The organism is Brenneria salicis ATCC 15712 = DSM 30166 (genome assembly GCF_003315515.1).
GTDB classification, from domain to species: Bacteria; Pseudomonadota; Gammaproteobacteria; order Enterobacterales; family Enterobacteriaceae; genus Brenneria; species Brenneria salicis.
Genome location: NZ_QNRY01000016.1, coordinates 1 through 16600, shown reverse-complemented (window position 1 = coordinate 16600; position 16600 = coordinate 1). Strand labels below are relative to the sequence as shown.

The following is a 16600-nucleotide window of genomic DNA, read 5'->3' as shown; positions in this document are numbered from 1 at the left end:
TTATTTCGCTGTCCCTGACGCGCCTGTTCCGCTGGTGCCGGAACCGGTGATCTGATCGGCGATTTCACTGAATTTTTCATTCAGCGCCTGAACAAAAATACCGTCGCTGCCGAAAATCGCGCCGATTGCCGCCGCCATCGCCGCCGCCAGAATGCCGTACTCAATCGCCGTCACACCGCTTTCGTCACGCAGGAATGCACGTAACGTGGTTTTCATATTATTCATGGGGAATATCTCTTATCCGCAGCCAAAGGGATCATGGCAATTAACGGGAGCCATGACGCTAACAGGATTAATAATGAGACTTATTATCAGGAATAACAAGAAGCAGAACATTAATATTAGTTAATCTTTAAACGCGTTAAATTAATCATACAAATTAATGGAAAATATAAATTCACAATAAATATAAGGCTAATAATATAGCTAATAAATACGCAGTTTTTACCGGGGAATTAATACGGATTTAACACGTTTAAGACATAAATAGACCGTCAATCCCGGATTGGCGGACTCAAGACAAAGTTTGCCGCCGTGCAGATCGGTAATCGCTTTCACCAATGACAGCCCCAGCCCATAACCAGACTGCTGCGGCCTGACGTCCAGCCGCTGAAAACGCTGGAGCGCCTTTTCATGCTGCGCCGCCGGGATGCCCGGCCCCCGGTCGGCGACGCGCAGCGCGATCCAACCCTGATATAACGTCACCCCCAGGGTGATATCTTTTCCCTGCGCGGCATACTTGAGCGCATTTTCCACCAGATTGGCCAACGCCTGAAATAACAGCGCCCGATCGCCAAACAACTGGATGCCGGCCTTAATCTCGATCAACAAACGACAGCCGCGTTCGTCCGCCAGCGGCTGGTAATATTCGGCGATCTCTTCCAGTAATCGTCGCGCTTCGATATTTGCAAACTGATGCACACAACGTCCGCTTTCAATTTCACCAATGCGCATCACCGTACGAAACAGGCCGAGGATCTTATGGACTTCCTCCACCGCCAGATTCAGTTCATCACGCACTTCATCCGCCAGACCGGTGCGTTCAGTCAGGTTAAACAGGCGATTTTGCAGATGCGTCAACGGCGTGCGCAATTCATGAGCAATATGGCTGGAGGTGCTGCGAACCTGCTCCATCAGGCGTTCAATACGTTCCAGATTCTGGTTGATATCCGCGCTCAGGCTGTCGAAATCATCACCATAACGCGACAACGGCATACGCACCTGCTGCTCGCCAGTGCTGTAGCGGTGCAGCGCGGCGCGAATTTTCTCTACGCTGCGCAGGTTTCTCAGGCTGAAGTGACGGCTGACGAACAGGCAGAACAGCAGCACGATAAACAGTCCGGCGCCCGCCACCAGCGGGATGGTGCGCACGCGCTCTAGCATCGGTTTGATGTTGTAGGCGGTAAACAACACCGCCCCATCATCCAGCATGACGGACAGACCGATCAGGTTGGTGTCCTGCTTACTCGCCAGCGTCGCTTTCAGGCACGCCACGTCCATCCGGCACGGGGTGTTTTGCAGATCTTTCAGCGGATGGTTGTGATACAAAATATCGCCGTTTTTATCGCTCACCAGAAATAGCGGTAATTCATCATTTTTCGCCAGATTGTCCTGCTGAAGTTGGGTGATTAGATTATTTGCATTTTTTAAACGCGACTGCATGGAATAATCATAAATATTACCCAGAATAACTTCACGGACATGCGTTCTGACCAGGGTTTCACTTAATAAACTGAAGCCGATAATACACATCAGCATCATCAGCAAAAATAAAAAGGCAATAGTGATCGCCTGACGGAAATTGCCGGTACATAAAAATCCGGGATATTGATTTGCCCCTAATAATTGCCAGTGTTTTATTTTTATCTGCCAGCGGCGATTCCGTTTCCTGGTCTTTATTTTATTCAGCGTGGCTGCCGACATCCGTTTTATCCTTGTCAACAGAACCTAATGAATACCCCATTGCCCGTAATGTTTTAATTAATGGCCGCGGAAAGCCCCGGTCGATTTTAGACCGCAATTTGGACATATGGACATCAATCAGATTGGTTTGCGGATCGAAATTGTAGCCCCATACCCGCTCCAGCAGCATGGTGCGGGTTATCGCCTGACCGGGATTTTCCATTAGTATAATCAATAACTTGATTTCTTTATCCGTCAGATCGATACGCTTACCGCCACGCCAGGCCACACGTTGCAGGCGATCAAGTTGCAGGTCTTCGAATGTCAGGACGGAAGAATTATCCGCGTGACGTTTACCACGCCGCGCCATAATATCCAGCCGCAACCTGAGTTCATTAAAATTAAAGGGTTTACCCAGGTAATCTTCCGCGCCAAGTTCCAATCCCATTACCCGATCCACATCCCGATCCAGTGCGGAAAGCAGCATAATAGGTGGATGACGGGATCCCTGTAATTCACGCAATACGGTAAATCCATCCATCACCGGCAGCATTCTATCCAGCAGCACCACATCATAAACTTCATCTTTTATTGCTTTTAATGCGTGCTCGCCATCATGAACCATGCGACATGAATGACCGTGCGAATGTAATTCAGAACCCAGCCAATGGCACAGTACAGAATCATCGTCAACTACCAGTACGCGCATAACTTTCCCCTACCAAACAAGGCCTGTTCACCTATTTAATTTATGGTTAATATTCAATTTATTATTTTCAGTCCGCCATAGCAGAGCGTGTCCAGCGCAACCAGGTTCTGGCGCGACATGGGCATAAAAGGCTGATCTAAGAATTTTCCTCACGGATAATAACAATCATTATCATTTAGTGACAAGTAGTTTACCATCGTAACAGCAGGTTTGGCGTGTAAGGATCACGTAAGGATGCGGCAAAGCCCCCACCGCTGACGCGATGGGGTTAACAGGAGAGGAAAAAGATCAATGACATACTGGCTCAGGAAGACAATACGTCTACTCTCGTTCGATCAGCACAGCTTCCAGCAGATCCAACTCACGCAGCATTTTTTGCAATGTTTCATTGCTGATTTGCTGGGTTGCGCGCAGGTGATAGAGTTCCGCGCGCTCAGAGTTCAGCGCGGTCAGGCGAAAACGCCGCTCCAGATTTTCAATCAACAAACTGTTTTCCAGATTGTCTTTATCCACCACCTGTCGCCGCAGATTACCAATGACGCGTGCGCTGACCTCTTTGAGCACTTGCGGATCGATATTTTCCTCACGATCCGCCCCCAGCCGCTCCTCCATTTTATGCAGGCTATTGATGGCGACTTCCGCAGCGGCGACGCGCGCCATACGCTCCTCTTTCGCATAACCGGCTTTATCGGCCACCACCACGCCACGCAGCAGCAGGGGCAGCGCCATTACGCCGCACAACAGAGAGAACAGAATCACCCCCGTGGCAATAAACACCAGTTGGTAACGCGATGGGAACGCTGTGCCGTCGGTCAATAACAGCGGTATCGAGAGCACGCCAGCCAGCGTAATCGCCCCACGCACGCCGGCAAACGAGGCGATCCATAGCTCGCGCGTAGTAAATTGCCCGAACTCCATAGGACGCTTTTTCTGAACATACATGCTGTATTTTTTCATTCCCCACAACCAGGAAAAACGCAGCAGCAGCAACGCGGCATAAATGATGACGATATCGCTGAACAACATCCAGGTTTCCACCGTCGGATCCAGTTCCGCTTGCGTCACCGAGGATTCCAGAATATCGGGCAGTTGTAGCCCCAGCATAATGAACACCATGCCGTTAAACACAAATTCCAGCATCGACCAGACGCTGTTCGCCCGTAATCGCATGTTCAGCGGCGCATTACGAATGACGCCGGATTGACCGATGGTCATCCCGGCGGCGACCGCGGCCAGAATACCCGATACGCCAATGTGTTCCGCAATCAGATAAGAGGCGAACGGCAACAGCAGCAGCAAAACCGTCTGCGTGGCGGCATCATCCCCGCTCCAACGGCTAATGATGCGCAAGGATTTACTATACAGCCAGGTGACGGCGAAACCGGCCAGCAATCCGCCGACCGCGACCTTAAGGAACGCCAGCGTCGCGCCCGATACGGTGAAGACCATCGTCCCCATCGCGATCGCCACCGCAAACTTCAGCGCGACCAGACCGGACGCATCGTTCATCAACGCTTCGCCCTGAAGAATACCCATCAGTTTTTTCGGGATACGATCCTCGCCGACGATTCCCGATAAGGCCACCGCGTCCGTCGGCGACAGCACAGCCGCCAGCGCGAAAGCCGCAATCAGCGGCATGCCCGGCACCATCCAGTAGATGAAGTAACCGATGCCCACCACGGTTATCAGCACCAGCACCAGCGCCAGACCAATAATTTCGCGGCCATGTTTCAGAAACTCACGTGTGGGGGTTTTCCAGCCGTCGGCGAATAGCAGCGGCGGAATAAACAGCACCATGAACAATTCAGGATTGAAATCGACATGCAAACCAAACTGGGGCCACGCTAATATTGCGCCAACGGCAATCTGCATAAGCGGTAGAGGGATTTGAAAAGGTAAAATTCGCGTAACCACCCCTGATAACGACACCATCAGGGTTAAAATTAGGATCGTAAAAAATATTTCCATGCTTTCCTTAGACTATCTCCTACAGCAATAAAGTTGGTTTTCCATCCATTAGACCGTGAATGACGATCTCATATTTAGCGCATTTATCGAAGCATGAAAATGAATTTCTTAGCGGAGAAGAAAGGTTATTGTTTTCCCCGCAGATCACCGTCCCAACATTCACCAGACGCAAACGGAAAACCAGTATTAATGGAGCAGGAATCGGGGTCAGACGAATGGGTGGAGACAGCCAGTGTGACAGGAAAACAGAGGAAAAGCAGAAATAAAACGGCCTGCGGGAAATCCCCGAAGGCCGTGCCGGGTTACAGCGCCCAACCACCGGCGTAGAAGACCACCAACGCAATCGCGATGAGCACCGTACCGATATTCAGTTTGCGCCATTCGCCAGAAAAAATACGGCCCAGCACCAGTGAGCCGAAGCCCAGCATGATACCGGTGACGATGTTGCAGGTCAGTACGATAAATACCGCGCACACCAGACCGGACATGGCATCGACAAAATCTTCAAAGTTCAGTTTGGACACGTTGCCCAGCATCAGCAGGCCGACATACATCAGCGCCGGCGCCGTCGCGTAGCCCGGCACCAGATAAGATAACGGGGACAGGAACAGAATCAGCAGGAACAACACGCCGACCACCGTGGCGGTCAAACCGGTTTTACCCCCTGCGGCAGTACCGGCGGCGGATTCAATGTAAACCGCGGCTGGTGAGGTTCCCACCAGGCTGGAGAAAATGCTGCTGACGGAGTCCGCCGTCAATGCCTTGCCGCCGTTGACGATTTGTCCGTCTTTATCCAGCAGATTCGCCTGACCCGCCACCGCACGAATGGTGCCGGTGGCGTCAAAAACCGCCGTCATCACCAACGCCAGTACGCTTGGCAATATCACCGGCTGCAACGCGCCCATGATATCCAGACTGAAGATGAGAGAAGTGCCATCCGCGCCCGTCAAACTGGGCAGCGCAAAAAAGCCCTGATATTTCACATTCGGATCGAAAATCAGCCCCACGACAGAAATCACGATAATCACCAGCAAGATACCGCCAGGAACACGTCGTTTTTCCAGACCGATCGTCGCCGCCAGCCCCAGCAGCGACATAATGACCGGGAACGAGGTGAAATCCCCCAGCGCGACAGGCAGACCATCAATCGGGTTCTTAATTACCAAACCGATGCCGTTGGCGGCGATAATCAACAGGAACAAACCGATCCCGATACCGGTGCCGTGCGCGACGCCCAGCGGCAGATTGCGCAGGATCCAGGTGCGGATCCCAGTGGCGGAGATGATAGTGAACAGCACCCCCATTAGAAAAATTGCCCCCAGCGCGACCGGTACGCTAATCTGCTGGCCCAGCACCAAACTGAAAGCCGTAAACGCAGTCAGGGAGATCGCACAGCCAATCGCCATCGGCAGGTTGGCCCACAAACCCATCAACAATGAACCTAAACCGGCGACCAGACAGGTGGCGACAAATACCGCGTTCGGCGGGAAACCTGCTTTACTCAACATGCCCGGCACAACGATAACCGAGTAAACCATCGCCAGGAAGGTGGTTAACCCCGCCAACACTTCCTGACGCACGTTACTTCCGCGCTGAGATATTTTAAAAAATGCATCAAGCGCATTATGCGGACGTGCCGCATCAGCCTGACGTGTCGTATTTGACATGGTGGTATCCCCTGAAATGTCATTATTTAATGGTAAATCACAGGCGGTTCACCCGGCCTTGCACCGGGAGTGCGGCAGCATGACTGACGCACCATTGAACCTTATGGTTTTGCACACCGGCGATGAGCTTATCGCCTGCAAAACCACAAAATTTTGTCGGGTTATTTGAAGCGAGTGATTATCCTGCTTCATCTGCGTTTATTTCAACTGCTAATCAAGACTATTTATCTATGCCTTCCCGCTTTCACATCGCAGACTGATTGTTTGCCCGGCAGATGCTAATGAGGAGAACCCTTAAAACTCGGTACTGAATGAACCATTAAGTAAAAATCAAAATACAGGTTTATTTCAAACGAAATTTATGTTCATTTTTTGTGATAAAGTTCACAAAAAATTTGACCCAGCATATCGGCGCGAGTAGGATTAAAAACGTGAACAGCATCACAGAAAACATTCACTAACGAGGAGAGCAATATGAAACTACTGAACAACATCATCGCTATATTTGAAAACATCAACATCGACTTTGGCACATTCAACCACTAATGATGAAAGCATGCGTGCGAGGTAAAAATGATAAATCCCATAAAAATCAATCAATTAATAAAAGCAATGGGCAAAGCTTATCGCGGTTTCAACTCCCACGCCATCTTCCGTTGATTGCCATGTACGACAACGACGCTCGAAATGGCTGCCATACGGCGGCCATTTTCTTTTCAGCGCCTCAGCGTTGTCTTCAACCCCCTGGATAAGGGTGCTGCTGAAGCCAGTGGTCGGCAATCTCCTGACGACGACAAATCCATACCTGGTCATGTTGCTCAAGGTAATCGAGAAAGCGCTGCAATGCCCGAAAACGGCCTGGTCGTCCCAGTAAACGACAGTGCATACCTATCGATAGCATTTTCGGTGACGTTTCCCCTTCGGCATACAACACATCAAAGCTGTCTTTCAGATAGGTAAAAAACTGCTCCCCGCTGTTGAACCCCTGCGGTGAGGCAAAGCGCATGTCGTTCGTTTCCAGCGAATAGGGGATGATGAGGTGCGGACGCGTCTCGCCGTCGGCAAGTTGTACCTTCGTCCAGAAGGGCAGATCGTCGCCATAATAGTCGCTGTCATACAAAAATCCGCCTTGCTCCGCCACCAGTTGGCGGGTATTGGGGCTGTCGCGGCCGGTATACCAGCCCAATGGCGCCTTGCCGAACAGTTCGGTCAACGTTTCCACCGCCTGTTGCATGTGCTGTCGTTCGGTGGCGATATCCCTATTCTGGTAATGAATCCAACGCCAGCCGTGACTGACCACATCGTAATTCGCATCGATAATGGCATCCACCACCGCCGGATTGCGGGCCAGCGCCATCGCGACCCCAAACACCGTTAACGGTAACCGGCGTCGCTGAAATTCCTGATGGATCCGCCAGAAGCCAGCCCTGGAACCGTACTCGTAGAGCGAATCCATCGACATATGGCGCGCGGGATAGCTGGCCGCGCCAATAATATCGGAAAGAAACTGCTCCGAACCGGCATCGCCGTGTAAGACATGATTTTCCGCGCCCTCTTCATAGTTGAGCACAAACTGTACGGCAATCCGCGCCTGTCCCGGCCAGTTGGCGTGGGGCGGTTTACCGGCATAGCCAATTAGATCACGCGGATAATCACTCTCCATTTCCGATGGCTTTTTCATCACTCATTCCTCATTGCGGCTTCCTCATTACCACACGATTTACTGCATGTGGTGATTTCACTTAACGGAGTTGGTTAAACATGCCGGCCAGCGGGTAATCCAGATCGCCGCGCTTGCTGGTAGTTATCCCCAATGAAGCCAGGGATTCGATCAGTTTAACGGCGGCGCTGACCCCATCAATCTCTGGGATACCTAATTCCTGCGCCAGCGCTGATGCAAGATCGGCCATTCCCCCGCAGCCCAGCACGATCGCGCCTGTACCATCCTGACGACTGGATTGTATACAACATTCCCGCACTTTCTGTTGTGCGATTTCCGCGTGCGCTTCCAGCGCCAGTACCGGCAGATCGATGGCATGCAGCCCGGCGCAGTGATGTTCAAAGCCATAACGCTGGAGCAGATGACGGGCGATAATCAGTGTGCGCGGCAGCGTCGTAACGATCGAAAAACGCGTCGCCACGAGCGTCGCCATATGCATGGCGGCCTCGGCGATACCCACCACTGGCGCGCTGGCCGTTTCTCGCGCCGCCAGCAGCCCCGGATCGCCAAAACAGGCGATAATATGCCCTTGAACGCCGTATGCTTTGCCCTGTTTTATCTGTTCCAGTACGCCAATTGCCGCGATCGCCTCATCAAAATGGCCTTCGATCGACGGCACGCCCTGCGAAGGCCTGGCCGCAATAATTTCCGTTCCCGGCGCAGCCGCCCGGCGAGCGGCATCGCCTATCATCCTGGTCATGGCAAGGTTGATATTCGGGTTAATAACCTGGATCACACACGATTTCATGCTCTGCCTGCCTTAAGATGACCAAACAGACGAGCAAAATCAGGCGCGACCTCTTCATCCCGATCAAAACGCAGACTGGCGACAATATCGGCAAAGTGACGCCGCATTTCGACAGCCAAATCCTCGATCTTTTTCTCATGCAAAAGCACAAGGAGATCCTGATGATCGTGACAGCGGCATCCCTGCTGCCAAGGCGCGCCGTAGGCGGCAACGACCAGCGAGGAACGCTGAGTCAACTGCGACACCATGCTCGTCAGCACCGCGTTGCCGGAGACGGCTTGCAGCTGAATATGAAAGGCGGCGGACAGGCGGATCGCCTCCGGGCCGTTTTGATCGCGGTGAGCCTGCTGCTCCATCCGTACCAGATTTTCCAGCGCAGCCAGATGAGGCATCTGGCAATGAGCCGCCACTTGCGGCAAATTTGCGCATTCCAGCAGGCTGCGGGTTTGGAAGATTGCTTGCGCTTCTTCCACCGATGGCGTCGCAACATGTGCACCACGTTTGGGCGTCAAAGTGATCATTTGCACCGAGGCGAGACGTTGCAACACTTTTCTGATCCCGGTGCGGCTGACGTCAAAAACATCCGCCAATGCTTCTTCAGGCAATTTGGTTCCCGGCAATAACTGATGTTCGACAATCGCATTTAACAGAGCGTAATAGATAATGTCATCTTTTTGTTCAAAAAGGGCTGCTGATTCAAGTCCATAAGTATAGCTCATCGATTTTTCCCGTCGTTGTTACACCGTTAAATCGTACACATAAATAAAGTTTTTTGTATACAAAAAATAAATTCTGGCCTGATTAATGCAACATCTTTTTGCATACATCGACGTGATTAATTTTACCACTGTTGTTAAAAGGAGCAGTTTTCATGCCAGAAAATACGCCGTTAGACCATGACGCACAGGCACATTACAGCCCCAGATTGTGTAATGAGGATTTGGCGCCCACCCGCGTCCAGACTTGGTCCTGGTACAACATCTTTTCGTTCTGGATGTCGGATGTCCACAGCATGGGAGGATATGTGGTCGCAGCGAGCTTCTTCACACTGGGATTGGCAAGCTGGCAGGTGCTGTTATGTCTGTTGGCGGGTATTTGCATTGTGCAACTGTGCGCCAATCTGGTGGCGAAACCCAGTCAGATCAGCGGCGTACCCTATGCGGTGGTGTGCCGTCAGGCTTTCGGAGTGTTTGGCGCCAATATCCCTGCGGTGATCCGCGGTCTGATCGCTTTCGCCTGGTATGGTATTCAGACCTATCTGGCGGCGAACGCGCTTATGCTCGTGCTGCTGAAGTTCTATCCTTCATTGACGCCGTTGACGCAAAGTCACTGGATCGGCCTCTCGGCCCTGGGGGGGATCTGTTTTGGCGTGATGTAGCTGTTGCAAGCCATGGTGTTCTGGCATGGCATGAACGCCATCAAACGTTTTATCGATATTGCCGGGCCAGCCGTTTATGTCGTGATGCTGGCGCTGGCCGGCTGGATCATTTACAAAACCGGTCTGGAAAGCATCTCGTTTACCCTTGGCAGCAAGCAACTCACCCCCGGTGAACAAACGTGGCAGATGATTACGGCTACGGCGCTGGTGGTTTCCTATTTCTCCGGCCCTTTGCTCAATTTTGGCGATTTCGCCCGTTACGGCAAAAACATGCAGGAAATCCACCGTGGCAATCGCTGGGGTCTGCCGTTCAATTTCCTGCTGTTCTCTATCGTTACCGTTGTGATTGTTTCCGGTACGCAAGCGCTGTTCGGCCAGATGATTACCGATCCGATCGAGACCGTCAGCCGCGTGGGTAACAGTGTGGCGGTAGCCCTGGGCCTACTGACGATGATTATTGCCACTATCGGTATTAATATTGTCGCCAACTTCGTCTCCCCGGCGTTCGATTTCTCCAACTGCTCGCCGCAACGTATCAGTTTCCGTACCGGCGGGATGATCGCAGCCGTGGGTTCTGTATTGCTGACGCCGTGGAATCTGTTCCAGTCCCCGGAATTGATCCACTATACGCTTGATGTGCTGGGAGCGTTTATCGGTCCATTATTTGGCATTCTGCTGACTGATTTCTATCTCATCAAAGGCGGCAATATTTATGTGGACGACCTGTTCGATGCCTCTCCCAAAGGACGCTATTGGTATCGCAATGGTTTCAATCCGAATGCGGTGATAGCGCTATTACCCGCTGTGGGCATCGGTCTGTTTATCACTTTTACACCGGGATGGCAGGCAGCGGCGAATTTTAGTTGGTTTATCGGCGCTTTTCTTGGGGCGGGTTGCTATCGATATCTGTCGCGCCGCGAAAAGCTCACGACGCCGGGCCGCATTGCAATGCGCGGTTTGCTGCTACGCAAGGATTAACATTACCCTGCGTCGTTTCCGCACACCTTGATCCTGGCGAAGAATAATCTCGGATATCAGAATAAGGTGTGCCGGTTCGCCTGAAATCATTCTCAGGCGTAGAGGGAAACTTCCCCTGTCGGGCGCGTTTTGAAACGGCGATGCAGCCAAAGGTACTGCTCCGGCGCCCGCATAATTTCGCTTTCGATAACCTTATTCATATAACACGCCGCCTTTTGCTCATCGTGATAAGGGTAATCCTGAAGCTCTGGCTGGATCACCAGACGATAACCGGAAGCATCCGGGTTACGGATCAAGACCGTCGTGATCATGGCAGGCTTCGCCAGACGAGCAATCGTATAGGTTCCGCTGGTCGTCGCCGCGTTTTTTACCGCAAAAAACGGCGCGAATACGCTGCCCTTCGGACCATAATCCTGATCGGGAGCAAACCATACCGCTTCACCGCGTCGCAACGCGTGCACCATGCCGCGCAGATCCTTGCGATCAATCATTGCCTTGTTAGAACGGGAACGTCCCCAGGTCTGCACCTTTTCCATCACTTTATTATTATGCGGACGATACATCGCCATCATCGGCTGACACAGCCCCATCGCCCTACCGCCCAGTTCCAGCGACATAAAATGAATGCCGATGACCATTACGCCGCGCTGTTTAGCGCAAGCCTGCTGCAAATGTTCCAGTCCCGATACATCAAACCAATGACGCACCCGGCGATCCGACCAGAACCAGGCCATACCGGTTTCAACCAGCGCCATCCCCAACGAGGCGAAATTGTTGACAATCATCGCTTCACGTTCTGCAACGCTAAGGGTGGGGAAACACAGTTCTAGATTACGCCGGGCGATGGATGCTCGACGCTTCAGAACAAGACGTGATAACCGCCCGGCGTTACTGCCGATTTTCATCAACAAAGGATAAGGAAGTTGTACCAGGAGGAACAGAATGCCAAGGCCAAACCAGGTAAGCCAATAGCGTGGATGAAATAATGACTGGGTAAATCGTTGTTTAATCTTCATGAACTTTATCGTTAAGTGGTCAATATGCGTACAGCATAAAGAATCGCCATACCTGGCGCGCTACGTTCATTGAGACACTTTCCCATCATTATAGTTGCCACGGTGCATAAAATTTATTCTAAACGTCACAATCATGAGGGTTAACACCAGATGAAAACGCTGATAATTATGAAGGAGCCATGGGAGGTGCTCGAACCAACCGGCCTAAAGGCCTGAGGCGACTTACATCATACTTGAATTCACGGGAGGAAAGGAGAGATAAGAATGCAAATAATTAAGCCCCTCAGAATCTCTGAGGGGCTTAATACATAATCAGTTGTTTTTTCTGATGATTATGAGTAAAGGCGACATGGCCGACTCAACTGTCATCAGTAAAAGATTATTGGATCACGCTAACATTCACCGCTGATGGACCTTTCTGGCCGCTTTCAACGTTGAATTCTACTTTCTGGCCTTCGTCCAGGCTTTTGTAATCGTTACCTTGGCCCAGAATAGCGGAGAAGTGAACGAATACATCTTTGCTGCCGTCAGTCGGGGTGATGAAACCAAAACCTTTACCAGCGTCAAACCATTTTACCAATCCAGTCTTTTTATTAGACATAGAGAATTTCCTTTATATATTTAGAAGCCACTATAGGGCGGAACAGGGACTGTTACAGTGATTACTTATGGGCGCTTATAAAAAGGAAATTCGTCGGATAAGAGACTGGGTGCATCGCTTGAACTAGGAACCGCTTAATTACAATGTCTTTCATAAATAGGTCTGTATCACAGGCCGATGAAGTTATTAACGCATGAATGATTTTTTATAGCAAGCCTTAATTTCAAAGAAAATTAGCCGGCTGCAAAAAACAGGCGAAAAATGAACAATTTTATCCTGATTTATCATCAATAAAATACGTTCCCCGGTAACATACGGGGAACGTTCAGGCTTATCATCGCAATAAAACATCAGGCAACATTATTTTTGGATCGCCACAATCACGCTGGAGGCTTTAATCAAAGCAATCACTTTGCTGCCTTCAACCATCGCCATTTCATCAATACTTTCATTAGTAATGCTGGAGGTCAGCAATAGGCCATTACTGGTTTCAATGTGAACGGTAGAATTTACTGCGCCTTTGACGACTTTCTTCACCATTCCGGCAAATTGATTTCGCGCTGAAAAATTCAATCCGCAATCTGATGAAGCCAGAATAACCCACGGCGCCTTAATTAATGCAATCGCCGTTTTACCGGGAGCCAACCCCAAAGCATTGCTGCTTGCCTTGGTAATCACGGTTGTCAATTGTTCCCCACCTTCCAGCTTCAGGACGACTTCGTTATTAACCGCCCCTTCGATGACGCTGTAAACAACGCCCGTTAATTGATTTCTTGCAGAAACTGACATACTTCCCCCTGGAATTTCAGATTAAATGACACATTTCCGATTCAGACAGCAAGACGACTACGACGGCTAACACACCTGATTACCCGCATAATCAAAATGGTTAATAACTTACGATGAAAAATAAAACAATGTCTGACAGGAAAACTAAATAACGTGACGCCGCATGAAATCATCGGGTAAGCAATAGATTTCAAGATGCAGAGAAATAGCTAAAGAATAGATTGATGATTATTCGGTAAAACCGGCGTTATCAATCAAATTTACATGTTAATTAACTTCAAATTATTCGATTTTACCTATGAAATGCCTGCCATAGTATTTTCTGATAATGATCAATGGTTTGACCTATCAAATCAGCCAGATCGATCGGCATTAATACCATTTAAAGTTATAAAAACAAAAATATTGATCAGTTTTATAGATCGATCAATAATACCAAAAAATTGAAACCGAGACACAATGATGATTGTGGACCCAATTCCAGAGGCCAAAAGGCGCTATGTTATGGAGCCAATCCATAATAGTCAGAATATCTTATTTGCGATGGAACTATTGACAAGGTTTGGAGAAGATTTGTGTACAGAAGAACACATCCGGCAAATGAGTGTTGACGACAAACAGCAACTGCTTATCGATCAACTGGAGTGTGTGACGGAAAAAAAAGCATACTTTATCAATAACAACATTCTGCTTTCGATAAATCTCGATTTTTCTATGGCGTTGTTTTTATTCCAGGATCGCTATACAGAAAATCTGCTGGACAACCTATCTTTTGTTCATCTTGAAATAAACGAGGGATTTCCTAATCTTAATGACGGGAAACGTGATCCGCTTCTTTCAACGCTCTATAACCGCTATCCACTGTGGCTGGATGATTTTGGCCGTGGGAATGCCAATATTTATGCCGTCAGCCAGTCACTGTTTCATTATGTAAAATTAGATAAACTATTCTACTGGGAAATGATAAGAAAGAGAAAAGCCCACCTGCTTCCCGCCCTCATATCCAATATAAAAAGATACTGCCACGGCGTCATTATTAAAGGAGTACAAAATCAATCAGAATACTTCCTACTAAAAAACTGCGGAGTCGATGGAATACAAGGACATATTTACACGACATATGAACTCGAACATCTCCCAATGTGATAAAAATGACCATGTTAATCTTTGCGCTATTCTTAATTTTAGTTGCGCTTTATTCATTCAGGAAACATATTCAAAATAAACAAAAGAAAAAGTTATTTAGCAAGCGAAAAGCCAGGAAAAAACATACTTCGTGGGAAAAGCCCGCGGCTTTTCATCTGTAATCAGAATAATGAAAAAGAAAAATCAACTGCGGCATGCCATTTAAACAAGCGTTGATGCTTAAGTTTTATTAATATATTTCCCACCGAGGGCTGAAAAAACAGTCTTCAGCCCACTGCGAACCATAATCAGGACGTCATCATGAAACGTTCAAGTTGTCTGCGCAATTGTTGATTTTCTCTTTTCAATTCTTCGAGTTGATCCAGCAAGGTCAGCGTCATGGCGACGCCCGGCCAGTCGAGATCCAGTTCTATCTGTAAGCGTTGCGCCCGCCGGAGACACGTTAACGCGCTATCGTCAAAGCGCCAGTGCGATTCATCCGGTTCAAGCGGCACAATCACGCCCAATCCTACAACTTCAATCAATTCCTCCTGAGTTATCTCCACGCACTGGCACAGTTCCACCACGGTAAATGTCATTTCTTGCGCCATCATTTTGCCTCCCATTCACGACGAGGATTAAATGCCGCCTGTTCGCTCAACTGTTTCCACAGTGCAGCGGTTTTCTCATCCAGCTTCGGTGGCATCACCACTTTCAGGACGGCATACAGGTCACCTGCTCCGTTTTTCCCCATCAAACCTTTGCCTTTGACGCGCAACCGTTTTCCGCTTTGACTGCCGGGCGGGATCGTCAGGGCAATTTTTCCGGTGAGGGTAGGAACTTCAATGCTCGCTCCCAATGCCGCTTCCCAGGGCGCCAGCGGCACGACGATATGCAGATTATGTCCGTCAATATCAAACAACGGATGCGGCGCAATACGCATCGTCAGGAACAGATCGCCATTCGGCCCGCCGCCAAAACCGGCGCAGCCCTGCCCTTTCAGACGAATTCGTTCACCATCCCCCACCCCGGCCGGAATTTTTACCTTCAGCGTTTTATTTATTTCTTTCATCTGACGTCCCAGTTCATCGAAAACCGGCAACGTATAAGAAATAGGTCGGCTTTGCTCAGTCAGCATTTCTTCCAGAAACAGCGGGATCGCCATCTCAAGATCCTGACCACGGACAGCATAAGCATGCTGAGACGAAGCGGTACGCTGTCCTTGCGCTGCCCGACGGCCAAAAACAGACTCGAAGAAATCGGAAAAATCATGCTGACCGCCAGACGCACCATACCATTGCGGGCCGCCGTCATCATAGCCCGGCGGTGGTTCAGCGAAACGGGGATCGTTGCGATGCTGCCTCAGTTCGTCATATTCGGCACGACGTGAATTGTCTTTCAGCACCTCATAGGCTTCGGCAATATCCTTGAATTTATTTTCCGCATCTTGCTCTTTACTGACATCGGGGTGATATTTGCGCGCCAGTCTGCGGTATGCCGTTTTAATTGCTTTCAGATCGGCTGAGGGGTCTACTTCCAACGTGGCATAATAATCTTTGAACTCCATGCGGTAATGCCCTTAACGTAATGGTTATATCATCGCTTTTACTTTTCAGGCCAGGTGTTGGTATCCATTTTCAATCCTACTCATCTCCACCGTTGAGAAAAGGGTTATGTCACTAAAACCTTAGACGATAAACGCCATCTCGACAGCCACAGGGTATGCGAGTAGGCATCAGTATCGAAGTGGTCAAGTTATTATCGTCGTAAAAACAGGTAATTACTGATTTTTATTGAGTTCAGGAGATATACAAGGAAGAGAACTTGGAGCGAGTGAAGGGAATCGAATACAAGTACTGTTAAAGTAGTCGCTAAGTGTAGTGGTCAACTAAAACTGGCCACGGGTTTAGAGTTTTTCCAGAATCGATTTTCCGATTCGTTTGGGGGTAATCCACCGTTATAGTCGTGTGGTCTGATCGTGCTGTAATATCCCACGATA

General features: G+C 49.6%; 14 protein-coding genes and 1 pseudogene. 2 read left to right on the top strand and 13 right to left on the bottom strand.

Annotated features, from left to right (window positions below):
- The 8 genes from DES54_RS08900 to DES54_RS08865 form a co-directional block, all read right to left on the bottom strand.
- A complete protein-coding gene (locus DES54_RS08900) occupies positions 1–225 on the bottom strand; it encodes a Flp family type IVb pilin (RefSeq protein WP_113866558.1) in 225 nt (74 codons plus the stop codon).
- A 219-nt stretch (positions 226–444) separates the two neighbouring features.
- Positions 445–1923 carry a sensor histidine kinase gene (locus DES54_RS08895; protein ID WP_113866556.1) on the bottom strand — a complete coding sequence of 493 codons (1479 nt, stop codon included), beginning with the start codon at positions 1921–1923 and terminating at the stop codon, positions 445–447.
- Entirely contained in the window at positions 1901–2611 is a 711-nt protein-coding gene (locus DES54_RS08890; protein ID WP_113866554.1) for a response regulator transcription factor, read from the bottom strand. Before DES54_RS08890 ends, DES54_RS08895 begins: the two co-directional genes overlap by 23 nt.
- Before the next feature lie 321 nt (positions 2612–2932).
- Positions 2933–4579, bottom strand: a complete 1647-nt coding sequence (locus DES54_RS08885) for a Na+/H+ antiporter (RefSeq protein ID WP_113866552.1) — start codon at positions 4577–4579, stop codon at positions 2933–2935.
- A gap of 302 nt (positions 4580–4881) precedes the next feature.
- The gene (locus DES54_RS08880; RefSeq protein WP_113866550.1) at positions 4882–6246 is read right to left on the bottom strand and encodes an NCS2 family permease; all 1365 of its coding nucleotides are present in this window, start codon (positions 6244–6246) and stop codon (positions 4882–4884) included.
- A 736-nt stretch (positions 6247–6982) separates the two neighbouring features.
- Positions 6983–7927 carry an allantoinase PuuE gene (puuE, locus tag DES54_RS08875; protein WP_205680210.1) on the bottom strand — a complete coding sequence of 315 codons (945 nt, stop codon included), beginning with the start codon at positions 7925–7927 and terminating at the stop codon, positions 6983–6985.
- Positions 7928–7988: 61 nt separating this feature from the next.
- A complete protein-coding gene (locus DES54_RS08870; RefSeq protein ID WP_113866548.1) occupies positions 7989–8714 on the bottom strand; it encodes an aspartate/glutamate racemase family protein in 726 nt (241 codons plus the stop codon).
- Complete coding sequence (locus DES54_RS08865; RefSeq protein ID WP_113866546.1) at positions 8711–9433, bottom strand: GntR family transcriptional regulator; 723 nt, start codon at positions 9431–9433, stop codon at positions 8711–8713. The genes DES54_RS08870 and DES54_RS08865 overlap by 4 nt, the downstream gene beginning before the upstream one ends.
- Positions 9434–9585: 152 nt before the next feature.
- Between DES54_RS08865 and DES54_RS08860 the strand changes: the two are divergent.
- Positions 9586–11070: pseudogene (locus DES54_RS08860) on the top strand (NCS1 family nucleobase:cation symporter-1).
- 92 nt (positions 11071–11162) lie between these two features.
- Here DES54_RS08860 and lpxP read toward each other — a convergent pair.
- The 3 genes from lpxP to DES54_RS08845 all read right to left on the bottom strand — a co-directional run bounded on the left by lpxP (position 11163) and on the right by DES54_RS08845 (position 13476).
- Positions 11163–12086, bottom strand: coding sequence for a kdo(2)-lipid IV(A) palmitoleoyltransferase (lpxP, locus tag DES54_RS08855; protein ID WP_113866544.1), 924 nt, complete (start codon positions 12084–12086; stop codon positions 11163–11165).
- Positions 12087–12465: 379 nt separating this feature from the next.
- Entirely contained in the window at positions 12466–12687 is a 222-nt protein-coding gene (locus DES54_RS08850) for a cold shock domain-containing protein (RefSeq protein WP_113866542.1), read from the bottom strand.
- A gap of 360 nt (positions 12688–13047) precedes the next feature.
- Positions 13048–13476 carry a TOBE domain-containing protein gene (locus DES54_RS08845; protein ID WP_113866540.1) on the bottom strand — a complete coding sequence of 143 codons (429 nt, stop codon included), beginning with the start codon at positions 13474–13476 and terminating at the stop codon, positions 13048–13050.
- A 504-nt stretch (positions 13477–13980) separates the two neighbouring features.
- Between DES54_RS08845 and DES54_RS08840 the strand changes: the two genes are divergently transcribed.
- Positions 13981–14622: an EAL domain-containing protein gene (locus DES54_RS08840; protein WP_240634989.1), complete on the top strand. Its 642-nt coding sequence runs from the start codon at positions 13981–13983 to the stop codon at positions 14620–14622.
- Between the two features lie 287 nt (positions 14623–14909).
- Here DES54_RS08840 and DES54_RS08835 read toward each other — a convergent pair whose 3' ends face one another.
- Complete coding sequence (locus DES54_RS08835) at positions 14910–15215, bottom strand: chaperone modulator CbpM (protein ID WP_113866536.1); 306 nt, start codon at positions 15213–15215, stop codon at positions 14910–14912.
- Positions 15212–16168 carry a curved DNA-binding protein gene (cbpA, locus tag DES54_RS08830; protein WP_113866534.1) on the bottom strand — a complete coding sequence of 319 codons (957 nt, stop codon included), beginning with the start codon at positions 16166–16168 and terminating at the stop codon, positions 15212–15214. Before cbpA ends, DES54_RS08835 begins: the two co-directional genes overlap by 4 nt.
- Between the last annotated feature and the right edge of the window lie 432 nt (positions 16169–16600).